This window comes from Brevundimonas aurifodinae (assembly GCF_040195595.1).
GTDB lineage: Bacteria > Pseudomonadota > Alphaproteobacteria > Caulobacterales > Caulobacteraceae > Brevundimonas > Brevundimonas aurifodinae.
Genome location: NZ_JBEGDD010000013.1, coordinates 27,387 through 48,317, shown reverse-complemented (window position 1 = coordinate 48,317; position 20,931 = coordinate 27,387). Strand labels below are relative to the sequence as shown.

Here is a 20,931-nt window from a genome sequence, read left to right as displayed (position 1 = left end):
GCTTCTGTTCCGCAAAAAGCCTCAGCCGGCCGTCGCCTCGGTCAGGTCGGCCAGACGCTGGGCCGCGTCGGGAATGGCGACGGAACGGGCGGCGGCGCTCATGGCGGGCAGACGCGCGGGGTCGGCGAAAACCCCGGCCACGGCCCGCGTCATCGCCTCGACAGTCAGGTCGTCCTCCAGGATCATCTCGGCGGCAGAGACATCGGTCAGGAGCTTGGCGTTCAGCCGCTGGTGGTCATCGGTGGCGATCTTCAGCGGGATCAGGATCGAGGGCATGGCGGCGACGGCCAGTTCGGCGCAGGTCGAGGCTCCGGCCCGGCCGATGACCAGATGGGCGGAGGACAGGCGGCTGGCCATGTCGCGGAAGAAGGGCGCGACCTCGGCCTCGATGCCGGCGTCGAGATAGATCTGGCGCGCGGCCTCCAGCGTCTCGGGACGGGATTGCTGCTGGACCTTGAGGCGGCTGCGAATGGCGTCCGGCAAGCCCGCCATGGCGCGCGGCGTCGTCTCGGACAGGACGCGGGCTCCCTGACTGCCACCTGTGACCAGGACATGGATCGGGCCGTTGCCGGGCGCCGCATAGGCACGATCGAACAGGGCCCGGATGTCGGCGCGCACGGGGGCCCCGACGACCTCAGCCCTGGCCTTCACTGCGGGGGCGGCGCGCTCCAGAGTCGGGAAGGACGAGGCGACCGCGCGGACGTAAGGCGCCAGGGCGCGGTTGGTGCGACCCAGAACGGCGTTCTGTTCGTGGATCAGCGTCGGGCGGCGCTGGAGGATGGCGGCGACCAGGGCGGGCGCGGACGGATAGCCGCCGAAGCCGACCACGACGCGGGCGTCCAGGCGGCGAAAGGCGGCCTCGGCCTGGGCCACGCCGCGCACGATGGCCACGCCCGCCTTGGCCAGACCCAACGGACCGGAGCCGGTCGCGGCGTCGAGCGCCAGCCGCTCCTCGGCGGGGAAGGCCTGGGCGTACTGCTCGCCGCGGCGGTCGGTGGCCAGCACGACCCGCCAGCCGCGCGCGGCCATCTCGCGGGCCAGGGCCTCGGCCGGGAACATATGGCCCCCGGTGCCCCCGGCGGCGACGACGCAGACTTTGGTCATGGCAGGGGGATAGCGGAGGAGGAGCGGGGAAGGAACCTCTCCCTCCCCGGAACGGGAGGGTGGTCGGAGCGAAGCGGAGACCGGATGGGGGGGCCGGGAGAGCCGGACGCCGACATCGCCTGCGGATCCCCGGGCCGCCCCCACCCGGTCGCTGCGCGACCACCCTCCCCCAAGTGGGAGGGAGAGGTCGCGCACTACGGCATCAGCATCCGCCGCGGGCGGGCCAGGCTGGACCCCGGCTCGTAGGCCCCCGGTCGCCGCCGCGTCAGGGCCAGGGCGAACCCCATGGTCAGCCCCATGGCCAGCATGGACGAGCCGCCGTAGCTGATGAAGGGAAGGGTCATGCCCTTGGTCGGGATCAGGTTCAGGTTCACCGCGATGTTGATCGAGGCCTGCAGGCCGATCAGCATGAACAGGCCCGCCGCCGCCGTCTGCTCGAACGGATCGTTCAGCAGCCGCGCCTTTCGCATGCCGCGCACGACGATGAAGGCATAGAGGCCGATCATCACCAGGCTGAGCACCAGGCCGAACTCCTCGGCCGCGACGGAGTAGATGAAGTCGGTGTGCAGGTCGGGAACGTGACGCTTCATCACCCCCTCGCCGATGCCGCGCCCGATCAGGCCGCCGTCGCGGATGGCTTCGGACGCGCGGTCGATCTGGTGGGTGTCCTCGGCGCCGGGCGAGACGAACTTGGCCACGCGCGACTGGACGTGAGGGAACAGCAGATAGATGGCCGCCAGCCCCGCCGCCCCCAGCCCGCCCAGCACGGCGACCCAGCGCAGCGGCACGCCCGCCATGAAGAAGACGGCCGTGAAGGTAGTGGTGATCAAGAGGGTCTGGCCGATGTCGGGCTGGATCAGCAGCAGGGCGACGCACAGGGCATAGGCCCCGAAAGCGATCGAGACGCCGGGCACCCCCTGCCCCTTCTGGCCCTCGGCGAACATCCAGGCGGCGAAGACGATCAGGCTGGGCTTGGCGAATTCCGAGGGCTGGAGGCTGAACGGGCCCAGGTTCACCCACCGCGCCGCGCCCTTCACCGTGTCGCCGATGACGGGCAGCAGGGCCATGACGACGATGGCGCCGAGCAGGGCCAGCACCGCGATCCGCCGCACGCCGCGTGGCGACAAGAGGGACATCACCAGCATGGCCCCCACCCCGCCCGCGGCCCAGACCAGCATCCGCCAGGAATAGTGGAAGGGGTCGGTGAGGGATTCGTCGGCCAGGATGGCGGCGGGCGAGGAGGCGAAGCTCAGCGCCACGCCCAGGCCGATCAGCGCCAGAGCCGCGCCCAGCAGCGCGCGATCGACCGTCCAGAACCATTTGGCGATGGGACTGGGGTCGTTGCGGCTGAACGGCGGGACGTAGGAGGTGGCGGCCTCGGTCATGGTTTCTCAACCCTGAACGAAAGGCGTAGCCCCAAGGTTAAGAACGGCGGCGCGAAACGCCTCTCCGCGCGCCTCGAAATCCAGGAACTGGTCGAAGCTGGCGCAGGCGGGGCTGAGGAGGACGACCGGGTCGCCGCCGGCAGCTCGCGCGTCGGCGGCGGCGAGGGCGACGGCGGTGGCCATGTCGCCGGCGGCGACGTGGGGGGTGTCGCCCAGGGTGGCGGCGAAATCGGCGGCCGCCTCGCCGATCAGATAGGCCTTGGCGATGCGGGGGAAGAGGTCACGCAGGTCCTCGATCCCCCCGTCCTTGGCACGACCGCCGGCGATCCAGAAGCTGCTCAGATAGGACATCAGGGCCTGGCGCGCGGCGTCGGCGTTGGTGGCCTTGGAGTCGTTGACGAAGCGCACAGGGCCAAGGTGGGCGACGGTCTCCATGCGGTGGGCAAGGCCCGGGAAGGTCATCAGGCCCTGGACCGCGACGTCATGCGCGACACCCAGCGCCCGGGCGGCGGCATAGGCGAAGGCGGCGTTCTGGGCGTTGTGGCGGCCGGGCAGCGAGCGGGCGGGAGTGAGGTCAAGGACGGGCTCGCCATTCGCCCGGATCACTCGGCCCGCCGCTTCCAACTTTCCGCTCATCCCCGCGAAAGCGGGGACCCAGTTCTTTGGCCACTTCGACGACCGGTGCGAGTCCAGAAACGGGTCCAGACCATCGTGCTCAAGCGAAAGCACTGGGTCCCCGCTTTCGCGGGGATGAGCGGAAGTGGAAACAGTGCAGCCGGCGACGCCGCCGACTGCGAGCCACTCCGCGATGTCCGTCCCCTCCGCCTCATCCACCCCGACCAGCGCCACCGCCTCCGGCCCGAGCGCCTGAAACAGCCGCGTCTTGGCCGCGACGTAGCCCTCCATGCCGCCGTGACGGTCCAGGTGGTCGGGGCTGATGTTGGTCAGGATGGCGACATCGGGGGCGAAGGTGGTGGTCAGGTCCAGCTGATAGCTGGAGACCTCGATCACATAGACGGCGTCTGGCGTGAGCTCCGGCAGCGCCAGCACGCCGATGCCGATGTTGCCGCCGATGTGGACGGTCAGCCCGGCCTGTTTCAGGACCCAGCCGATCAAGGCCGTGGTGGTGGACTTGCCGTTGGTGCCCGTGATGGCGACGACCCGGGGCCTCTGGTCGTCAGGCAGGGCGGCGATCGCGCGGGCGAACAGTTCGATGTCGCCGACGACGGGGACGCTGGCGGCGCGGGCCTTGTCCACGGTCCAGTGCGGTTTGGGGTGGGTCAGGGGCGCGCCGGGCGACAGGACCAGGGCGGCGAATCCCGACCAGTCGGCGACGGTCAGGTCCTCGACGGCGAAGCCTTCCGCCTCCACCTGCATGCGGCCGGACACGCCGTCGTCCCAGAGGATCGGAACGGCGCCGCCCACCTTGAGCGCGCGGGCGGCGGTCAGTCCGGACCGGCCCAGCCCGAAGACGGCGACGCGCTGGTTCTCGAAGCCGGGGACGGGGATCATCGAACCCTCTCCCAGAGGGAGAGGGCTTGAGCGCCCGAGAGCCGAAGGCGATCGGACCCGCGCGAAAGGGTGAGGGGTTTCCGTGTGAGCCGGTGAGGGCAAAACCCCTCACCCTTTCGCCTTGCCAATCGCTCCGCTCTTGGAGGCTCAAGCCCTCTCCCTCTGGGAGAGGGGATCGAATGAAGAATCCTCACCGCAGCTTCAGCGTCGACAGCCCGATCAGGGCCAGCATCGCCGCGACGATCCAGAAGCGGATGACCACAGTCGATTCCGGCCAGCCCATCTTCTCGAAATGGTGATGGATCGGGGCCATCAGGAAGATGCGCTTCTTGGTGGCCTTGAAGTAGGCGACCTGGATCATGACCGAGGCCGCCTCGACGACGAACAGGCCGCCGACGATGCCCAGGACCAGCTCGTGCTTGGTGGCCACGGCGATCGAGCCCAGCGCACCGCCCAGGGCCAGGGAGCCGGTGTCGCCCATGAAGATCTTGGCCGGCGGGGCGTTGTACCACAAGAACCCCGTGCCCCCGCCGATGATGGCGGCGCAGAAGATGGCGAGTTCTCCGGAGCCCGGCACATGGTGGACGCCGAGGTAGTCCGAAAAGATGAAGTTGCCGACCAGATAGGCGATGATCCCGAAGGCCGCCGCCGACATCATCACTGGCACGATCGCCAGGCCGTCCAGCCCGTCGGTCAGGTTCACCGCGTTGGAGAAGCCCACGATCGTGAAGGCGGCGAAGGCGACGTAGAACCAGCCGACGTTCAGCAGCACGTCCTTGAAGAAGGGAAAGGCGATCGACGTCTCCAACCCCGGCGAGGTCGGCGACCGCGTCATCCACAGCACGACCAGCACGCCCGCGATGACCGAGACCACGACCTGGGCCGCCAGCTTCTGTTTCGAGGTCAGTCCGGCCGAGGTCTGCTTCGTCACCTTGGCGTAGTCGTCGATGAAGCCCAGGACACCGAAGGCCGCCGTCACGCCGGAGACGATCCAGATGTAGGGATTGGTCAGGTCGCCCCACAGGAAGACCGCCACGCCGATGCCGGCCAGGATCATCAGGCCGCCCATGGTGGGGGTGCCGACCTTGGACAGGTGGCTGACCGGCCCGTCGGCGCGGATCGGCTGGCCCTTGCCCTGCTTGACCCGCATCCAGGCGATGAAGCGGCTGCCCATCGCCACGGCGACGATCATGGCCGTGGCCATGGCGAGCGCGACCCGCACCGTCTGATACTGGATCAGGTTCAGCAGGGGGTAATCCTGCGCCACGTCGGCGTAGTAGAGATACAGAAGATAGAACATGCTTGTTTGCCCTTATCGGGTCGCGCGCGGCGCGCCCCTACTTGAGGGGCGGACCCCCGGTTGTGTCCCGCTCTAGCCGCAGCAGCGCCGCCGCGACAAGGGACGCCTTGGAGCCGTTCGACCCCTTCACCATGACGATGTCGTTGGCGCCCACGAGGTCCTCGGCCTGATCGGCGAGGTCGGCGGCGGTCGGGGCCCAGACGCCCCGGCGCTCGGGCGCGAGGGCGTCAAAGAGGTGGCGCATCTCGGGCCCCGCCGCATGGACCACGTCGATGGCGGCGGCGTCGATGGGGACGGACAGTCCGGCGTGCAGCGCCCGCGACTGGTCGCCCAGTTCCAGCATGTCTGTCAGGACAACGACGCGTCGTCCACCCCGCTCCACGCGCTTGGCTCCCAGGCTGAGAAACCCCGCCTTCATCGACAGGGGATTGGCGTTGTAGCTCTCGTCGATCAGGGTGAAGGCCCCGCCCGGGATATGCACCTGGCGCGTCTCTCCCCGGCCCTTCAGCGGCTCGAACTCGGCCAGCGCGGCCAGCGCCGTCTCGATCGGCACGTCCAGGGCGTCCAGCATCAGGATGACGGCAAGGCTGTTCAGGCCCCAGTGGAAGCCTGACTGGCGCAGCGGGAAGACATGGGTCCGGCCCCAGACCTCGGCGGTCACCCGCGCCCCGCCATCGTGCGGCGCGAAGTCGATCAGGCGGGCGTCGTGAAACGTCTCCGACCCGAAGGTCGCCACACGGGCTCCGACGTGCAGCGCCGCCTGGTGCAGGGTCTCGACGTGAGGGTTGTCGCCGTTGATGACGGCCAGGCCGCCGGGGCCCAGGCCCTGGAATATGGCCGCCTTCTCGCGCGCCACCCCCGCCTCGCCGTCGGCGAAGGCCTCGATATGGACCGGTCCGACCGTGGTCACGCAGGCGGCGTGCGGCTGGACCATCCGGGCCAGGGGCGCGATCTCGCCGGGAGCGTTCATGCCGATCTCGAACACCGCGCGCTCGGTCGCCTGTGGCATGCGGGCCAGGGTCAGTGGCACGCCGATATGGTTGTTGTAGCTCTTGATGGAGGCGTGGGCGGGACCGGCCAGATCGAGCCCGGCCTTGATCGCCTGGGTCACGCTGGTCTTGCCGACGCTGCCGGTGACGGCCCCGCGCCGGATGTGGGGCGCGCGGTCGCGGGCGGCGGCACCCAGGGCCTCCAGCGCGTGCAGGGTGTCGGGCACGACGACACAGGGGCCGCCGTCGACGGGACGCTCGACCAGGGCACCGGCCGCGCCGGCGGCAAAGGCGTTGCCCGCGAAGTCATGGCCGTCGCGCGCGCCCCTCAGCGCCAGGAACAGGTCGCCGGGGCCGATCTCGCGACTGTTGTAGGTCAGGCCCGAGGCGTCGAAGACGCCGCCTTCGATCCGGCCGCCGGTGGCGAGGGCGATCTCCTGCGCCGTCCACAGCGGCGGTAGCGATTCAGGCATTCAGTCTCAGAGCCTCGGCGACTTCGGTGGCGTCGTCGAAGGGGTGGGTCACGCCCGCGACGATCTGGCCCTGTTCATGCCCTTTTCCGGCGACGACGACCACATCTCCGTCGCGCATCATGCCGATGGCCTCGCGGATGGCGGCGCGGCGGTCGCCGATCTCGAGCGCGAAGGGGCAGCCGGTGCGAACCTCGGCGCGAATCGCCTCGGGGTCTTCGGAGCGGGGATTGTCGTCGGTGACGATGGCGATGTCGGCCAGACGCCCGGCGATCTCGCCCATCAGGGGTCGCTTGCCGCGATCGCGGTCGCCGCCCGCGCCGAAGACGACGATCAGACGGCCGGTCGCGTGAGGGCGGAGCGCTTTGAGCACCGTCTCCAGACCGTCGGGGGTGTGAGCGTAATCGACATAGGCCTCGCCGCCACGGGTGCCGCCCTCGATCCGCTGGAGCCGCCCGGCCGCGCCGGTGATCCGCTCCATCGCCGCCAGGACCGCGCCCGGCTCCTCGCCCGCCGCGATGCACAGGCCGGCCGCGACGAGCGCGTTCGACGCCTGGAAGGCCCCCGCCAGCGGCAGCGAGACCTCGTGCCGGGCACCGCGAACGTCCAGCACCAGCCGCTGGCCCTCGGGAACGGCGCGGCGCTCGATCAGCGACAGGTCGCGGCCCCGCTCGCCCACGGCCATGACGCCCAGACCCGACATGATCGAGGCCGAAGCGAAGGTCGAATAGGCGTCGGAATCGGCGTTCAGCACGGCGGTCCGGCCGCGCGGCAACAGGGTCTCGAACAGCCGCAGCTTGGCCTCGCGATAGGCCTCCATGTCGCCATGGTAGTCGAGGTGGTCCTGGGTCAGGTTGGTGAAGGCGGCGGCCTTCAGCGTCACCCCGTCGAGCCGACGCTGATCGATGCCGTGCGACGAGGCCTCCAGCGCCAGATGGGTTACCCCCCCTTCGGCGAGCGTCGCCATCAGCCGGGCGGCGTCGGCGGCGTCGGGGCTGGTCAGGCCGGGCTGGGTCAGGGCTTCGGTCACGGCTCCCGACTGGGCCACGACGCCCAGGGTGCCCATGCTGGCAGACTTCCTGCCCAGCGCCGCCCAGATCTGGCGGCAGAAGGCGGCGACCGAGGTCTTGCCGTTGGTGCCGGTCACGGCCACGCAGGTCGCGGGCTGGGCCCCGTAGAAACCGCGCGCGGCCAGGGCATAGGCGCGGCGTACGTCGCCCGAGCGCACCAGCAGGGGAGCCAGACCGTCCGGTGTGTCCTGCGGCGCGAGCACGGCGGCGGCCCCCTGCGTAAGGGCCTGAGGGATGAAGGCGCGCCCGTCGGCGGCCGTGCCGGGCAGGGCCACGAACAGGTGGCCGGAGCTGACCTTGCGGCTGTCGGCCGTGACGCCGGTGATCATCGGGTCGGAGTCGACATCCCGCATCAACAGGTCGGACAGGCGGACGGCGCTCATGCGGCCGGCTCCGCGACCACGGGCGGATCGATCCGGCGCTGGACGCCCAGGAAACCGGCGATCCGGTCGATGACGCGACCGACCACCGGCGCGGCCACGGCGCCGCCCAGCCGCGAGCCCTGGCTGGGCTCGTCGACCAGGACGAACACGACATAGCGGCGCGCGTCGTCGGGGCCGTCCGCCGGGAAGACCGAAGCGAAGGAGCCGACACCGTGACTGGCGTCGTAGCGGCCGTTGACCAGCTTGTTGGCCGAACCCGTCTTGCCGCCGACGCGCAGGCCCTGGGCATCGGCCGACCGGCCCGAGCCGCGCAGCACATTGGCCCGCATCAGCTGGCGGATGGCGGCAGAGGTCTCGGGCGTGACCACGCGGCGGCCCTCGGCTCCCGTCCCGCCGCGACGCAGGGTCAGGGGCCGGTGGATGCCGCCGTTGACCAGGGCCACGGTCGCGGCCGTCATCTGCAGCGGCGTGATCATGATGCCATAGCCGAACGACAGCGAGGCGCGGGTCGAGTCGTCCCACTGGCGCGGACGGCGCGGACGGGCGCTTTCCTTCAGCTCGATCGGCGCGGCGTCCAGCAGGCCCAGCCGCTGGAAATAGTCGCGCATGGTATCGGCCCCCATCTCGACCGCCAGGCGCGAGGTGCCGATGTTGGACGAGTGGATGAAGACGTCTTCCAGCGACAGGATCTTGTTCGTCGCGTGGAAGTCCTCGATCCTGCGGTTGCCGATGTAATAGGCCTCGGACGCGTCGATCAGGGTGTCCAGATCGGCTCGACCGGTGTCGAGCGCGGCGGCCACGGTGAAGGTCTTGAACACCGAGCCCATCTCGTAGTGGGCCGAGGTCACGCGGTTCAGGGTCGCGCCCTCGACGGCCGATGACCGGTCGTTGGGGTCGAACGTCGGCCAGGACGCCATGCCCAGGATCTCGCCCGTCGTGGCGTCGGCGACGACGCCGACGGCACCCTTGGCCCCGGCTTCGGCCGCAGCGAGGCCGAGCTCGTTCTCCAGCACGCCCTGGACGCGCAGATCGATGGACAGGGCGAAGTCCTGACCCTGGGCCCCGGCGGCGCGGATGACGTCGTCGAAGGCCAGTTCGGCGCCCGAGATCCCCTCCCCGCCGGTGTCGGCCGCGCCGATGACGTGGGCGGACGACGGGCCCAGAGGATAGACCCGCCGGTCCTCGGGTTCGAAGGAGACGCCGCCCAGGGCCAGGGCGTGGACGGCCTGACGTTCTGACGGGGTCAGGCCCGGCTGGACGATCAGCCGGCGGTCGCCGTCCAGCACGCGGCGCAGGCGGTCGGCGGAAATGTCCGGCAGGGCGCGACGGATCTGGCGGAACGCGGCCTCGCGATCCCAGACCTCTGTCGGGTCGATGTAGAGGCCGTAGTGGACGATATTGGTGGCCAGGAGGGCCCCGTTCCGGTCGGTCAGGTCGGCGCGCCGCAGGGCACCGGCGGCCGAGGCGAACCCGCCGCCGCCGTTCGGCGTCAGCAGGGCCGCGCGGGTCGCGCCTGCCGCCAGCAGCACGAAGACGGCGACGAAGACGGCCTGGATCACCACGATGCGGACGCGGGTGTCCTCTTCCGGCTTGGCGTCGGCGCGGGCGCGCTCGAAGGCGTGCTCGACGAACCAGACGGCCTCGGACAGCCAGCGCAGCCAGGGCGAGACGGCCGAGGACACCGGACGGGCGCCCGGCGCGGGACGAAAGGCGCGATGGTCCTGAACGCTCATCGCAGCCCCTCCTCGACGGAGGCGGCGCCCGAGGCTTCAGGCGAGGGCGTCACGACGGGCGCGACCTCGACCAGAGCCGCGACCGACTCCGGCGCGGGCTTCAGTTCGGCGAGATCCACCACCTCGGCGCGGCGATCCATCTCGACCGGGGCCAGGCCCACACCGCGCGACAGGGCCTCCAGCCGGGCCGGCTGTTCCAGCCGGGCGGCTTCGGCGCGCAGCAGGCGCACCCGCTGGCGGGTCTCGGCGATCTCGCGCTCCAGCCGGCCGATCTCGGCGCTTTCGCGGGCCGCGGCGGCCTTGGCGACATAGACCGAGAAGATCATGGCGGCGACCAGCAGGACGCCGATGATCTCGATCCAGCGGATGCCGCGGACCTTCCAGTCGAACAGGCGCTGGACCGGATTTCGGGTCATGCCGCCGCCTTCCAGGCCGGGGCCTCGGTGCGGACGGCGGCGCGCAGACGGGCGGAGCGGGCGCGGGGATTGGCGGCCAGTTCGGCCTCGCCCGCCTCGCGCGCGCCCTTGAACTGCAGAGTGAAGCTGGGCTTCCTGGTCTCGATCAGCGCCGGCGCGTGACGCGATCCGCCCGGGCTGTTGCCGCTGCGCTCGGTCAGGAAGGCCTTGACGATGCGGTCCTCCAGCGAATGGAAGGTCACGACCGCGAGGCGGCCACCGGGCGACAGGGTGGCCTCCGCCGCCTCCAGCCCCGCCGTCAGCTCGCCCAGCTCGTCGTTCACCGCGATCCGCAGAGCCTGAAAGGTCCGGGTCGCAGGATGGGTCGGCGCGCCACGACGGCCGCCGAGCGCCTTTTCGACGACCTCGGCCAGGTCGAGGGTGCGGGTGAAGGGCTGGCTGGCGCGACGGCGCAGGATGGCGGTGGCGATGCGGCCGGACTGACGCTCGTCGCCGTACTGCTTCAGGATGTGGGCCAGGGGTCCGTGGTCCCAGCCGTTGACGATGTCGGCCGCGCTCTCGCCCTCGCTCGACATCCGCATGTCCAGCGGTCCGTCGCGCATGAAGGAGAAGCCGCGCTCGCCCTGGTCCAGCTGCATGGACGACACGCCGATGTCGAAGACGGCGCCGTCCAGCCGGGGCTTGCCGGTTCCGGCGAAGGCTTCGGACAGTCCGGAGAAGGGCGTCCGCACCAGCTGGAACTTGCCGGGAAAATCGTTGGCGACGGCGTCGGCGTGCGGCCGGACCGAGGGGTCGCGGTCCAGGCCGATGACCTCCGCCCCGGTGGCCAGGATGGCGCGCGTATAGCCGCCGGCGCCGAAGGTGGCGTCGATCACGACGTCGCCCGGTTTCGGCGACAGGGCCTCGATGACCTCGGCCAGCAGGACCGGAGCATGAGGGCCGCTCACTGGTCGTTCCCCGGCAGGCGGCGACGGCCGAACTCGCCACGCTCGCGCATGGCGCGTCGGGCCAGCTGGCGGCGCTCTTCCTTGCGAGACATCCAGCGGGCACGGTCCCAGATCTGGAAGCGCGGCCCCATGCCGACGATGACGACGTCGTCCGTCAGGCCCGCGTCCTCGATCAGCCCCTCTGGCAGCGTGATGCGGCCACCGGAGTCATAGGCCAGCGGCTTCTGGCCGGCATAGACGGTCTCTTCCAGGGCGGTGCGCCAGTCGTCGCCGAACGGCAGGCTTTCGATGAGGGCGACATACTCGGCCATCAGCTTGTCGCCGCCGGCCTCGAGGCAATCGGACTCGACCGAGAAGAAGCAGAAGACGCCGTGCTCGGCGCCGTTTTCGGACGTGCGGAATTCCTGGGGGATCAAGAGACGGCGCTTGCCGTCCAGCTGCTTCTCATAGGTCGAGAGAAACACGCCCTGCCCATCGGGCCCTGCGGCCCGCCCCTGCTGAATCCCCGCGCCGAACGCCGACGCCGCTCCCCAAATCACAGGATTGGGATAGCATGGGATGAGATGGGTCTCAATGGGATTAGTTGACGAGATTTAACCACGATGCAGGTCGAAATCCGCGTCTAGACTGGCCAGTTCGGAACATACACAGAACAGGACAAGTATTAACAGACCGAGCCAGCCGACCGGCATCCTTTCGCCCCAGACCCTAAGGAGCGATGAACGCGGGATTTGCCTTCCGCACCGGCAGCCCGCTAAGCGTAGCCAAACGAAACGGAGCGAACGCCATGGCCATCCCCGCCTCCCTGACCAAGGGCCTCACCCTGCCGGTGATCGCCGCGCCCATGTTCCTGGTGTCCGGGCCCGATCTGGTGGTCGAGTGCTGCAACGCCGGGGTGATCGGCACCTTCCCGTCGCTCAACCAGCGCACGACCGAGGGCTATCGGGACTGGCTGGTCGAGATCAAATCGCGGCTGAAGCCCGATGCGGCGGCGTTCGGCGTCAACCACATCGTCCATCCGACCAACCCGCGCCTGATGGCCGACATGATGGTCTCGGTCGAGCATCAGGTGCCGCTGATCATCACCTCGCTGGGCGCGGTGCGCGACGTGGTCGACGCGGTCCACGGCTATGGCGGCGTGGTGTTCCACGACATCGCCAATGTGCGTCACGCCCGAAAGGCGGCCGAGAGCGGCGTCGACGGCCTGATCCTGGTGGCCAACGGCGCGGGCGGGCACGCCGGCATCATCAACCCCTTCGCCCTGGTCAATGAGGTGCGGTCCTTCTTCGACGGGACCATCATCCTGTCCGGCTGCCTGTCGACCGGTCAGGACGTGGCCGGGGCCCTGATGATGGGAGCCGACTTCGCCTATATGGGCACCCGCTTCATCAACACGACCGAGGCCGAGGCGCCCGCCGCCTACAAGGACATGATCATCGAGAGCGGGGCGACCGACATCGTCCACACCGCCGCCGTGTCCGGCATCCCCGCCAACTTCATGACCAAGTCGCTGCAGGCCAACGGCATCGATCCCAAGGTCCTGCCCGACCACAAGCTGGACATGGGCGACGAGGCCAAGGCGTGGAAGACCGTCTGGTCCGCCGGCCAGGGCGCGGGCGCGGTCCACGACGTGGTACCCACCGCCGAACTGGTCGACCGGCTGCGCTCGGAATACGCTCAGGCGACGGAGCAATTCGCCAAGAAGGTCGGCGTGGCCTAGACAGCGGCGGATGAACCGTCCGCTGCCCCCTGTCCTCATTCTCGCCGCCTCGATCGCCCTGCCCTGCGCCGCCTTCGCGCAGGACCGCGACAACGCCCGCTATGATCCGGATCGCGGGTCGCCCTGGACGTTCGAGCTGGGCGGGGCCACCGACAACCGCTCCAAGGGCGCGTCCAAGAGCGGCGGCGATCCCTACGTCTTCGGCGAGGTCCAGTACAACGCCGCGAGCGGATTCTACGCGGACGCCGAGTTCGAGACGATCGATTCCGCCGGATCGACGGTCGAGACCGAGATCGAGGCGGGCTGGCAGTTCTCGGGCGGCGGCTTCGACTTCGATGCCTCGGTCTCGCACAAGTGGCGGGTGAACGCCGACCCCGGCCAGGACGCCGCCGCGTTCGAGTTCCAGTTCGATGTGATCCGCGAGTTCGGGGACGTCGACGCCCGCTTCCGGGTCGAGCATTCACCGGACGGCCTCGGATCGACCGAAGCCTGGACCTGGGTCGAGACCCGTGTGCGCTTTCCTCTGGCGGACCGCCTGCAAGGCGCGGTGATGGTCGGCCGACGCGAACAGGACAATGCCCCGGACTACACCGGCTGGAGCGCCGGGGTCGCCTATGCCCTGACCGAGGTCGTCGAACTCGAGCTCGCGTGGCACGGCACCGACATCGGCGACCAGGGCGCGCAGTACGAGGACACACTGGTCGCGGCGGTTCTGTTCGCCTTCTGAAGCCCAAGACCTTGGGGGTGCGACGCGTGCGGCGGCTCGCCGCGCGGCAAGCTGCGCGGCATCCACGGCGGTGCCTTTGCCGTTTGTGGCGGTGATCGCGCATCAGGCGATCGCAAGCTCAGGAACCCTCCCATGACGCTCAAGACCCTCGCCGGGGCCGTATCGGCCGCCGCCCTGCTCGCCACCGCCCCCGCCGCCTTCGCCGACCATCACGGCGGTGGCCACAGCCAGACGCAGTCCCAGCAGACGGTCGTCGATGTCGCCGTCGGCTCACCCGCCCACACCACCCTGGTCGCCGCCGTCCAGGCCGCGGGTCTGGTCGAGACCCTGCAAGGACCGGGGCCGTTCACGGTCTTCGCCCCGACCAATGACGCCTTCGCCGCCCTGCCCGCCGGCACGGTCGACACCCTGCTGCAGCCCGCAAACCGCGCGATGCTGACCAAGGTCCTGACGGCCCACGTCGTGGCCGGCCGCGTGGCCGCCGCCGACGTCATCGCCCTGATCGAGGCCGGCAACGGCTCGGCGGAGATCACCACGGTGTCGGGCGACACCCTGGTCGCCTCGCTGCGCGACGGCTCGGTCATCCTGACCGACGAGAACGGCGGCGTCGCCACCGTGGTCACGGCCGACCTTTCCGCCTCGAACGGCGTGATCCACGTTACGGATGCGGTGTCGGTTCCGCAGTAAGTCCTATCGGCGGAGGGGGCTCGCCTCCTCCGCCGCCTACAGGATCAGGCCAGCGCCTGATCCAGGTCCGCCAGCAGGTCGTCGAGATCCTCGACCCCGACCGACAGGCGCACCAGAGTGTCTGTGACGCCGCCCGCCTCGCGCAGCGCCTTCGGCACCGAGGCGTGGGTCATGATGGCCGGGTGGTTCACCAGGCTTTCGACGCCGCCCAGCGATTCCGCGAGGGTGAAGACCTCGAACCGCTCCAGCACCTGTTTCGTGCGCGACAGGTCGCCGTCGACGAAGAAGGTCACCATGCCTCCATAGCGGCCGTTCATCTGATGCGTCGCCAGCTCATGCTGCGGGTGGCTGATGAGACCGGGATAGAGCACGCGCGACACCCCCGCCCGGTCCTCCAGCCAGCGGGCGACGGCCAGGGCGTTCTCGTTGTGCGCCTTCATTCGGATGCCCAAGGTCTTCAGGCCCCGGTTGACCAGGAAGGCGTCGAACGGCCCCATGACCCCGCCGACCGAGTTCTGGAGGAACTTCAGCTGGGCCGCGATCTCGGCTTCGCGCGCCACCAGCACGCCCCCGATGACGTCGGAGTGCCCGTTCAGATACTTGGTCGCCGAATGCATGACGATGTCGGCACCCAGGCTCAGGGGCTGCTGGCTCCAGGGCGTGGCGAAGGTGTTGTCGACCACCAGCAGCAGGCCGTGGGCCTTGGCGATCGCCGACAGGCCCGCGATGTCGGCCAGCTTCATCAAGGGGTTGGTCGGCGTCTCGGCCCAGATCATCTTCGTCTGTGGCGTGATCGCCGCTCCGACCGCCGACAGGTCGGCCATGTCGACATAGGAGAAGTCCAGTCCCGCCGAGCGCCGCCTGACCCGCTCGAACAGACGCCATGAGCCGCCGTACAGGTCGTCGCCGGTGACGATATGCGATCCGGCGTCCAGCAGTTCCAGCGCGGTGGAGGTCGCCGCCATGCCCGAGGCGAAGCCGAACGCCTGTACCCCGCCCTCCAGGTCGTTGATGCAGGCCTCGAACGCCTCGCGCGTCGGGTTCTTGCCCCGGGCGTATTCATAGCCCTGGTTCACCCCCGGGCTTTCCTGGGCATAGGTCGAGGTGGCGTAGATGGGCGTCATCACCGCGCCAGTCGTCGGGTCCGGCCGCTGGCCCGCATGAATGGCGCGGGTCGAGAAGCCCTGGCTGTTCTTGAGCATGGTCAGGCGGCTTTCAGTGCGTCCCAGCCCTTGCAGGCCAGGATGATGGAACGCGGCACCGGCCGCCCTCGCGAATAGTAGGCGATGGTTCTCCGCGACAGGCCGAGCGCCTCGGCGGCGGCGGTCAGCGACAGGCCGTTTCGTAGCCGCCATTCCAGAAACGCGCGGGTGTCCTCCCGGCCCCAGGCCGTCAAGCTGTCCAGCCAGAGAGAGTCTGCGCCGATCTCGATGTCCCCCGGCCAGACGACACTGTGACCCCAGTCGCCCAGCTCGACCTTCTCGAACACTTCCGGTCGCCCCAACGACCGGAAGGCAGCCGTCTTGACGATGGGGGTCAGGTCGATCGTCGCGTCCTCGGCGTCCTCCCACGACAGGAGAAGCCGGCAGCCGTCCATGGCTCGGACAGAACGGATCGTATGAAGACGCTCATCGCTCATGGTTCAGTTCCCGCCACTTGGCCAGCAACTCATCCTGATGCTGCGATGCCCAGCCGATCGCCGACGTCAGAGCGGGCTTCGACGCGTACCCGATGATCAACTCAAGCGTTGAGATCGCCACTGAGCACCGCCATCCTCTGCCCTCGACGTGAAAATGCGGCACACCGTGATCTCGCCCATAGACGGCGATTTTCCACGGCGGTGCGCGATACAACGTCACCATGGTGGAAGGTAGTGCATCTGGTGCACCATTCCAACTACCTGTTCAGACTCAGGTGGTTTATCAGGTCGACGCGGGCGATCAGGCCGACGAACTGCTCGCCGTCCAGTACGATGGCGACGCGGTCCCGGTCGAACAGGGGGATCAGGGCGTCCAGCGGCTCGGTCACCTGGACCGTGTCCAGGTCGCGGGTCATGGCGGACGACACCGGCTTGGCAAAACGTTCTTTTCGCGTGATCTCGTCCGTGTTCATCACATGAACCAGATCGCTCTCATCCAGGATGCCGACCAGACGGCCGTCCTGGATGACCGGCAATTGGCTGACATCGGCGGAACGCATGCGCTTGAAGGCGGTGTCGAGCGTATCTTCTGGCCCCGCCGTCACCACGTCGCCGTTCTCGTACTTGCGGCTGATCAGGTCGGACAGGTCGCCGTGGATCTCACGCGCGCCCAGGCCCTGATCCGCCAGCCAGGCGTCGTTGTAGACCTTGGACAGATACTTGGCCCCGGTGTCGCAGACGAAGGTCACGCACCGCTTGGGCTCGGTCTGCTCGCGGCACCAGCGCAGGGCCGCGGCGATCAGGGTGCCCGACGACGACCCGGCCAGGATGCCCTCCTTCAGCAGCAGTTCGCGCACGGTCGCCACGGCCTCGGCGTCCGGAATGGAATAGGCCTTGTCGATCAGGCTCATGTCGGCGGTGTCCGGCACGAAGTTCTGGCCGATGCCCTCGACGGTGTAGCTGCCCTCGGGACTCGGCACGCCGTGGTTGACGATGCCGGCGAGCACCGAGCCGACCGGATCGGCCAGGATGATCTCGGCCCTGGATCCCTCGCGCTTCAGATACTGGGCCACGCCCGTGATCGTGCCGCCGGAGCCGATGCCCGCGACATAGGCGTCGATGTCATGACCCATCTGCTCCCAGATCTCGGGCCCCGTCGTCCGCACATGCGCCTCGGAGTTGGCTCTGTTGGCGAACTGATTGACGAAGAACCCGCCCGGAATCTGCTGCGCCAGCCGCTCGGCCATGTCGGTGTAGTATTCGGGATGGCCGTGATCGACGTCTGACCGGGTCAGCCGGACATCGGCGCCCATAGCGCGCAGATGCTGGATTTTTTCCTTGGACATCTTGTCCGGGATGACCAGCAACACCTTATAGCCCTTGGCCTGACCGACCAGGGTCAGGGCCAGGCCTGTGTTCCCGGCCGTCGCCTCGACGATGGTCCCGCCGGGCTTCAGCCATCCCTCCTGCTCCGCCGCCTCGATCATCGACAGGGCGATGCGGTCCTTGATGGAGCCGCCGGGGTTCTGGGCCTCCAGCTTCAGGAACAGGCGGCAGGGGCCGGTATCGATCCGCGTGACCTCGACCATCGGCGTCTTGCCGATCAGGTCGAGCAGCGAGCCGGTTGGCGCGATCAGGGTCGGGGTGGGCGACAGGGACATGGGCGGCTCCGGATTCGAGGCCGGAAGCTAGGCGCGGCCCGGCGGGGGGACAACCCGTTGCCGGTCAGCCTAATTATGGCTATATTTATGGCCAGAACTGGAGAGCGACCATGGCCAGCTACGGCGTCGCCGAAGCCAAGAACAACTTCACCCACCTGCTGGATCGCGTGCAGGAGGGCGAAAAGATCACCATCACCCGCCACGGCAAGCCGATCGCGGAACTGAACCCGCCGCCCAAGCTGACAGTCGAGGAGCGTTGGGCGTTGATGGATGAACTGATGGAACGGGCGCGCAGCCGCCCACCGTGGGGCATATCGGCCGCTGAACTGGTCCGAAGCATGCGGGATGGCGATCCCGAGTGAGGGTCTACCTGGACGCCAGCGCGCTTGTGTCGATGATTTCGGGCGAGCCGACCGCCGGTGCAGTCCTCAGCCAGATTCGATTAGGTGACGCGCCGCCGCTCATAAGCGACTTTGCAACCGCCGAGTCATCGGCTGCGCTCGCCAAGTTGGGGCGAACGGGGGCCTTCCCAGTCGCCAGGTTGCGGGAACTCTACTCCGACTTGGATCGGTGGGCGCTCACCGCTGCGGAAGAGGTCGCGATCGTATCCTCAGACATAGCTGCGGCGAACGCGCTCGTCCGCCGTCCGGAAGTCTCCCTCCGCGCCCCCGACGCCATCCATATCGCCGCCGCCCATCGGCTGGGCGCGACCCTTCTGACGCTCGATCGCGGCATGGCGCGCGCCGCCGCCGCCCTGGGCGTTCCCTATCTCAATCCCGCCGAGGCCGATGCGCCCGGCGAACCGAAAGACTGAATGACAAAGACACCCAAACGACCCGCGGCTGGATTGCCGGACGAGGCCACGCTGCTGGCCTTCCTGCGCGACACAGGCAGCGCGGAAAAGGGCGATATCGCCCGCCACTTCGGCCTGAAGGGCGAGGATCGCCGCCGCCTGCGCGAGATGATCCGCGAACTGGAGGCCGCCGGAAAGCTCGGCAAGCGGGGCCGCAAGGGCTTCTCCGAGGCCGGCGCCCTGCCCCCCGTCGGCGTGGCCGACGTGATCGAGAAGGACATCGACGGCGACCTCTACGTCCGCCTGGTCGAAGCCTCGGCCGACGCGCCCAAGGCCCTTCTGGTGCCCGACAAGGGCAGACCCGGCCCGGCGCCGGGCCTCGGCGACCGCGTCCTGGCCAAGTTCGAGCACGGGCCGAACGGCTGGGAGGCCCGGCTGATCAAGACGCTGGATACGGCGACCAACCGCGTCCTCGGCGTCATCCGCAAGTCCAACAAGGAAACCCGCGTCGAGCCCGTCGACCGGCGCTCGAAGGACGTGCTGATCGTCCCCCAGGTCCAGGCGACCGACCTGCGCGACGGCGACCTGGTTCTGGCCACCATCGAGAAGGGCGACCAGCGGTACGGCCCCAAGCGCGGCAAGGTCCTGGAGACCATCGGCCGCGAGGACGATCCCCGCGCCGCCTCCCTGATCGCCATCCACACCCACGGCGTGCCCATGGGCTTTTCCGAGGCGGTGGAGCGTGAGGCCGAGACCCAGGACCTGCCGACGCTGAAAGGCCGCGACGACCTGAGGGACATCCCCTTCGTCACCATCGACCCCGCCGACGCCCGCGACCACGACGACGCCGTCTTTGCCCAGCGCGACGACGATCCGAAGAACGAGGGCGGCTGGGTCGTCTGGGTCGCCATCGCCGACGTCGCCGCCTACGTCCGGCCCGGCACGTCCCTGGACCGCGAGGCCCGGGCCAAGGGCAACTCCACCTACTTCCCCGACCGGGTCGAGCCCATGCTGCCCGAGCGGCTGTCGAATGGTCTGTGCAGCCTGAAGCAGGGCGAGAACCGCGCCACGCTGGCCGTCCGCATGGTGTTCGACAAGGACGGGCGAAAGCTCGGCCACAAGTTCCACCGCGGTCTGATGCGATCGCACGCCAAGCTCAGCTACGAGCAGGCCCAGTCCGCCATCGACGGCGAGACGGACGACACCACCGGTCCGATCATGGAGACCATCCTCTATCCGCTGTGGAACGCTTATCGGACCATGCTGAAGGGCCGGATGAAGCGCAGCCCCCTGGCCATCGACAGCGCCGAGCGACGCATCCGCATGAGCCCGGACGGCGGCATCGCCTCGATCGAAAAGCGGGTCAGCCTGGAGGCCCACCGGCTGATCGAGGAGATGATGGTCCAGGCCAACGTCTGCGCCGCCGAGACCCTGGAGCAGAAGAAGACGCCGCTGATCTATCGCGTCCACGACACCCCCAGCCAGGAGAAGGTGTTCAACCTCGCCGACTTCCTGTCGACCATCGGCAAACCGTGGAACAAGGGCGAGGCCCCGACGACCAAGCGGTTCAACAAGCTGCTGGACGAGACCCGCGACGGCCCCCATGCCGAGGTGGTCAACGAAGTCGTCCTGCGCAGCCAGATGCAGGCGATCTATGCGGCCGAGAACGTCGGCCACTTCGGGCTGAACCTGGACCGCTACGCCCACTTCACATCGCCGATCCGGCGCTACTCCGACCTGATCGTGCACCGGGGACTGATCCGGGCGCTGGGGCTGGGCAAGGATGGATTGACCGACCGCGAGGTCGCCGAACTGGCCGCCATCGCCGAACAGGTGACCCAGACCGAGCGCCGCTCCATGGCCGCCGAGCGCGACGCCATGGACCGCTATGTCGCCGCCTTCCTGCAGGATCGGGTCGGGGCGACCTTCACCGGGCGGATCACCGGCGTGACCCGCTTCGGGCTGTTCGTGCGGCTGGACGAGACGGGGGCGGACGGGCTGGTGCCCGTCAGTTCGCTGGGCAACGAATACTTCACCCACGACGACCGCGCCCACGCCCTGGTCGGAGAACGCTCTGGCCAGAGGTTCACCCTGGGCCGGATGGTCGAGGTCAAGCTGAAGGAAGCCACGCCCATCACCGGTGGTCTGCTGTTCGAGATGCTGTCCGACCCCGAGCCACGCGATCCGAACGCACCCGCGCCCCGGCTGGGCATGCGCGGTCGGGGCGGAGATGGCCCGCCGCAGCGCGGAGCGGGCCGTCCCGGCGGCCCCAAACCCCCCAGGGGTGGACGCAGCGGCGGCAAGCCCTCGGGCGGCCTCAAGGGCGTCCGCAAGGGCAAGCGGCGATGATCGGTCGCCCTTCTCGTCGGGGGCGCGCCGACCTATGTCGGCCTCG

Annotated in this window: 20 protein-coding genes; 6 read left to right on the top strand and 14 right to left on the bottom strand. The window is 69.3% G+C overall.

The features are described 5' to 3' along the window. Nucleotides 1–21: 21 nt before the first annotated feature. The 10 genes from murG to ABN401_RS14330 form a co-directional block, all read right to left on the bottom strand. Nucleotides 22–1,104 carry an undecaprenyldiphospho-muramoylpentapeptide beta-N-acetylglucosaminyltransferase gene (murG, locus tag ABN401_RS14375; RefSeq protein WP_349685556.1) on the bottom strand — a complete coding sequence of 361 codons (1,083 nt, stop codon included), beginning with the start codon at nucleotides 1,102–1,104 and terminating at the stop codon, nucleotides 22–24. A gap of 194 nt (nucleotides 1,105–1,298) precedes the next feature. Beyond that, nucleotides 1,299–2,489, bottom strand: coding sequence for a putative lipid II flippase FtsW (gene ftsW / locus ABN401_RS14370; protein WP_349685555.1), 1,191 nt, complete (start codon nucleotides 2,487–2,489; stop codon nucleotides 1,299–1,301). A gap of 6 nt (nucleotides 2,490–2,495) precedes the next feature. Continuing rightward, nucleotides 2,496–4,001, bottom strand: coding sequence for a Mur ligase family protein (locus ABN401_RS14365; protein ID WP_349685554.1), 1,506 nt, complete (start codon nucleotides 3,999–4,001; stop codon nucleotides 2,496–2,498). A 190-nt stretch (nucleotides 4,002–4,191) separates the two neighbouring features. After that, nucleotides 4,192–5,301, bottom strand: a complete 1,110-nt coding sequence (mraY, locus tag ABN401_RS14360; protein WP_349685553.1) for a phospho-N-acetylmuramoyl-pentapeptide-transferase — start codon at nucleotides 5,299–5,301, stop codon at nucleotides 4,192–4,194. A gap of 37 nt (nucleotides 5,302–5,338) precedes the next feature. Beyond that, complete coding sequence (locus ABN401_RS14355; protein WP_349685552.1) at nucleotides 5,339–6,763, bottom strand: UDP-N-acetylmuramoyl-tripeptide--D-alanyl-D-alanine ligase; 1,425 nt, start codon at nucleotides 6,761–6,763, stop codon at nucleotides 5,339–5,341. Then, nucleotides 6,756–8,213, bottom strand: a complete 1,458-nt coding sequence (locus ABN401_RS14350; RefSeq protein ID WP_349685551.1) for a UDP-N-acetylmuramoyl-L-alanyl-D-glutamate--2,6-diaminopimelate ligase — start codon at nucleotides 8,211–8,213, stop codon at nucleotides 6,756–6,758. Before ABN401_RS14350 ends, ABN401_RS14355 begins: the two co-directional genes overlap by 8 nt. Next, the gene (locus ABN401_RS14345; RefSeq protein WP_349685550.1) at nucleotides 8,210–9,946 is read right to left on the bottom strand and encodes a peptidoglycan D,D-transpeptidase FtsI family protein; all 1,737 of its coding nucleotides are present in this window, start codon (nucleotides 9,944–9,946) and stop codon (nucleotides 8,210–8,212) included. The genes ABN401_RS14350 and ABN401_RS14345 overlap by 4 nt, the downstream gene beginning before the upstream one ends. Then, on the bottom strand, nucleotides 9,943–10,362 hold the full coding sequence (ftsL, locus tag ABN401_RS14340) for a cell division protein FtsL (RefSeq protein WP_349685549.1): 420 nt from the start codon (nucleotides 10,360–10,362) through the stop codon (nucleotides 9,943–9,945). The genes ABN401_RS14345 and ftsL overlap by 4 nt, the downstream gene beginning before the upstream one ends. Continuing rightward, nucleotides 10,359–11,309 (bottom strand): 16S rRNA (cytosine(1402)-N(4))-methyltransferase RsmH, encoded by a 951-nt coding sequence (rsmH, locus tag ABN401_RS14335; RefSeq protein ID WP_349685548.1) that lies wholly within the window; start codon nucleotides 11,307–11,309, stop codon nucleotides 10,359–10,361. The genes ftsL and rsmH overlap by 4 nt, the downstream gene beginning before the upstream one ends. Further along, the gene (locus ABN401_RS14330) at nucleotides 11,306–11,773 is read right to left on the bottom strand and encodes a division/cell wall cluster transcriptional repressor MraZ (protein WP_349685547.1); all 468 of its coding nucleotides are present in this window, start codon (nucleotides 11,771–11,773) and stop codon (nucleotides 11,306–11,308) included. The genes rsmH and ABN401_RS14330 overlap by 4 nt, the downstream gene beginning before the upstream one ends. A 323-nt stretch (nucleotides 11,774–12,096) precedes the next feature. Between ABN401_RS14330 and ABN401_RS14325 the strand changes: the two genes are divergently transcribed. From ABN401_RS14325 to ABN401_RS14315, 3 genes are all read left to right on the top strand, one after another. Then, complete coding sequence (locus tag ABN401_RS14325; protein ID WP_349685546.1) at nucleotides 12,097–13,029, top strand: NAD(P)H-dependent flavin oxidoreductase; 933 nt, start codon at nucleotides 12,097–12,099, stop codon at nucleotides 13,027–13,029. A 10-nt stretch (nucleotides 13,030–13,039) separates the two neighbouring features. Then, entirely contained in the window at nucleotides 13,040–13,756 is a 717-nt protein-coding gene (locus ABN401_RS14320; RefSeq protein ID WP_349685545.1) for a TorF family putative porin, read from the top strand. Nucleotides 13,757–13,888: 132 nt separating this feature from the next. Beyond that, complete coding sequence (locus tag ABN401_RS14315) at nucleotides 13,889–14,443, top strand: fasciclin domain-containing protein (RefSeq protein ID WP_349685544.1); 555 nt, start codon at nucleotides 13,889–13,891, stop codon at nucleotides 14,441–14,443. Nucleotides 14,444–14,487: 44 nt separating this feature from the next. On the opposite strand, the gene ABN401_RS14310 is transcribed toward ABN401_RS14315, so the two are convergent. The 4 genes from ABN401_RS14310 to ABN401_RS14300 are packed head-to-tail and all read right to left on the bottom strand — an operon-like array spanning nucleotide 14,488 to nucleotide 17,743. Then, complete coding sequence (locus ABN401_RS14310) at nucleotides 14,488–15,651, bottom strand: trans-sulfuration enzyme family protein (RefSeq protein ID WP_349685587.1); 1,164 nt, start codon at nucleotides 15,649–15,651, stop codon at nucleotides 14,488–14,490. Then, the gene (locus tag ABN401_RS14305) at nucleotides 15,648–16,082 is read right to left on the bottom strand and encodes a DUF2442 domain-containing protein (RefSeq protein WP_349685543.1); all 435 of its coding nucleotides are present in this window, start codon (nucleotides 16,080–16,082) and stop codon (nucleotides 15,648–15,650) included. The genes ABN401_RS14310 and ABN401_RS14305 overlap by 4 nt, the downstream gene beginning before the upstream one ends. After that, nucleotides 16,072–16,305: a DUF4160 domain-containing protein gene (locus tag ABN401_RS16365; protein WP_432763563.1), complete on the bottom strand. Its 234-nt coding sequence runs from the start codon at nucleotides 16,303–16,305 to the stop codon at nucleotides 16,072–16,074. The genes ABN401_RS14305 and ABN401_RS16365 overlap by 11 nt, the downstream gene beginning before the upstream one ends. 34 nt (nucleotides 16,306–16,339) lie before the next feature. Beyond that, nucleotides 16,340–17,743 carry a pyridoxal-phosphate dependent enzyme gene (locus ABN401_RS14300; RefSeq protein ID WP_349685542.1) on the bottom strand — a complete coding sequence of 468 codons (1,404 nt, stop codon included), beginning with the start codon at nucleotides 17,741–17,743 and terminating at the stop codon, nucleotides 16,340–16,342. 110 nt (nucleotides 17,744–17,853) lie between these two features. Here ABN401_RS14300 and ABN401_RS14295 point away from each other — a divergent pair, with 110 nt between their 5' ends. The 3 genes from ABN401_RS14295 to rnr are packed head-to-tail and all read left to right on the top strand — an operon-like array spanning nucleotide 17,854 to nucleotide 20,885. Next, nucleotides 17,854–18,105, top strand: coding sequence for a type II toxin-antitoxin system Phd/YefM family antitoxin (locus ABN401_RS14295; protein WP_349685541.1), 252 nt, complete (start codon nucleotides 17,854–17,856; stop codon nucleotides 18,103–18,105). After that, on the top strand, nucleotides 18,102–18,557 hold the full coding sequence (locus ABN401_RS14290; RefSeq protein WP_349685540.1) for a type II toxin-antitoxin system VapC family toxin: 456 nt from the start codon (nucleotides 18,102–18,104) through the stop codon (nucleotides 18,555–18,557). Before ABN401_RS14295 ends, ABN401_RS14290 begins: the two co-directional genes overlap by 4 nt. After that, complete coding sequence (gene rnr, locus ABN401_RS14285) at nucleotides 18,558–20,885, top strand: ribonuclease R (protein ID WP_349685539.1); 2,328 nt, start codon at nucleotides 18,558–18,560, stop codon at nucleotides 20,883–20,885. Nucleotides 20,886–20,931 lie beyond the last annotated feature (46 nt).

Coding starts and splice junctions, on each gene's coding strand:
- ABN401_RS14295 (WP_349685541.1), top strand. CDS start 17,854: ATGGCCAGCTACGGCGTCGCCGAAGCCAAGAACAACTTCACCCACCTG.
- mraY (WP_349685553.1), bottom strand. CDS start 5,301: ATGTTCTATCTTCTGTATCTCTACTACGCCGACGTGGCGCAGGATTAC.
- ABN401_RS14365 (WP_349685554.1), bottom strand. CDS start 4,001: ATGATCCCCGTCCCCGGCTTCGAGAACCAGCGCGTCGCCGTCTTCGGG.
- ABN401_RS14345 (WP_349685550.1), bottom strand. CDS start 9,946: ATGAGCGTTCAGGACCATCGCGCCTTTCGTCCCGCGCCGGGCGCCCGT.
- ABN401_RS16365 (WP_432763563.1), bottom strand. CDS start 16,305: ATGGTGACGTTGTATCGCGCACCGCCGTGGAAAATCGCCGTCTATGGG.
- murG (WP_349685556.1), bottom strand. CDS start 1,104: ATGACCAAAGTCTGCGTCGTCGCCGCCGGGGGCACCGGGGGCCATATG.
- rnr (WP_349685539.1), top strand. CDS start 18,558: ATGACAAAGACACCCAAACGACCCGCGGCTGGATTGCCGGACGAGGCC.
- ABN401_RS14315 (WP_349685544.1), top strand. CDS start 13,889: ATGACGCTCAAGACCCTCGCCGGGGCCGTATCGGCCGCCGCCCTGCTC.
- ftsL (WP_349685549.1), bottom strand. CDS start 10,362: ATGACCCGAAATCCGGTCCAGCGCCTGTTCGACTGGAAGGTCCGCGGC.
- ABN401_RS14350 (WP_349685551.1), bottom strand. CDS start 8,213: ATGAGCGCCGTCCGCCTGTCCGACCTGTTGATGCGGGATGTCGACTCC.
- ABN401_RS14355 (WP_349685552.1), bottom strand. CDS start 6,763: ATGCCTGAATCGCTACCGCCGCTGTGGACGGCGCAGGAGATCGCCCTC.
- ABN401_RS14305 (WP_349685543.1), bottom strand. CDS start 16,082: ATGAGCGATGAGCGTCTTCATACGATCCGTTCTGTCCGAGCCATGGAC.
- ABN401_RS14300 (WP_349685542.1), bottom strand. CDS start 17,743: ATGTCCCTGTCGCCCACCCCGACCCTGATCGCGCCAACCGGCTCGCTG.
- ABN401_RS14320 (WP_349685545.1), top strand. CDS start 13,040: ATGAACCGTCCGCTGCCCCCTGTCCTCATTCTCGCCGCCTCGATCGCC.
- ftsW (WP_349685555.1), bottom strand. CDS start 2,489: ATGACCGAGGCCGCCACCTCCTACGTCCCGCCGTTCAGCCGCAACGAC.
- ABN401_RS14325 (WP_349685546.1), top strand. CDS start 12,097: ATGGCCATCCCCGCCTCCCTGACCAAGGGCCTCACCCTGCCGGTGATC.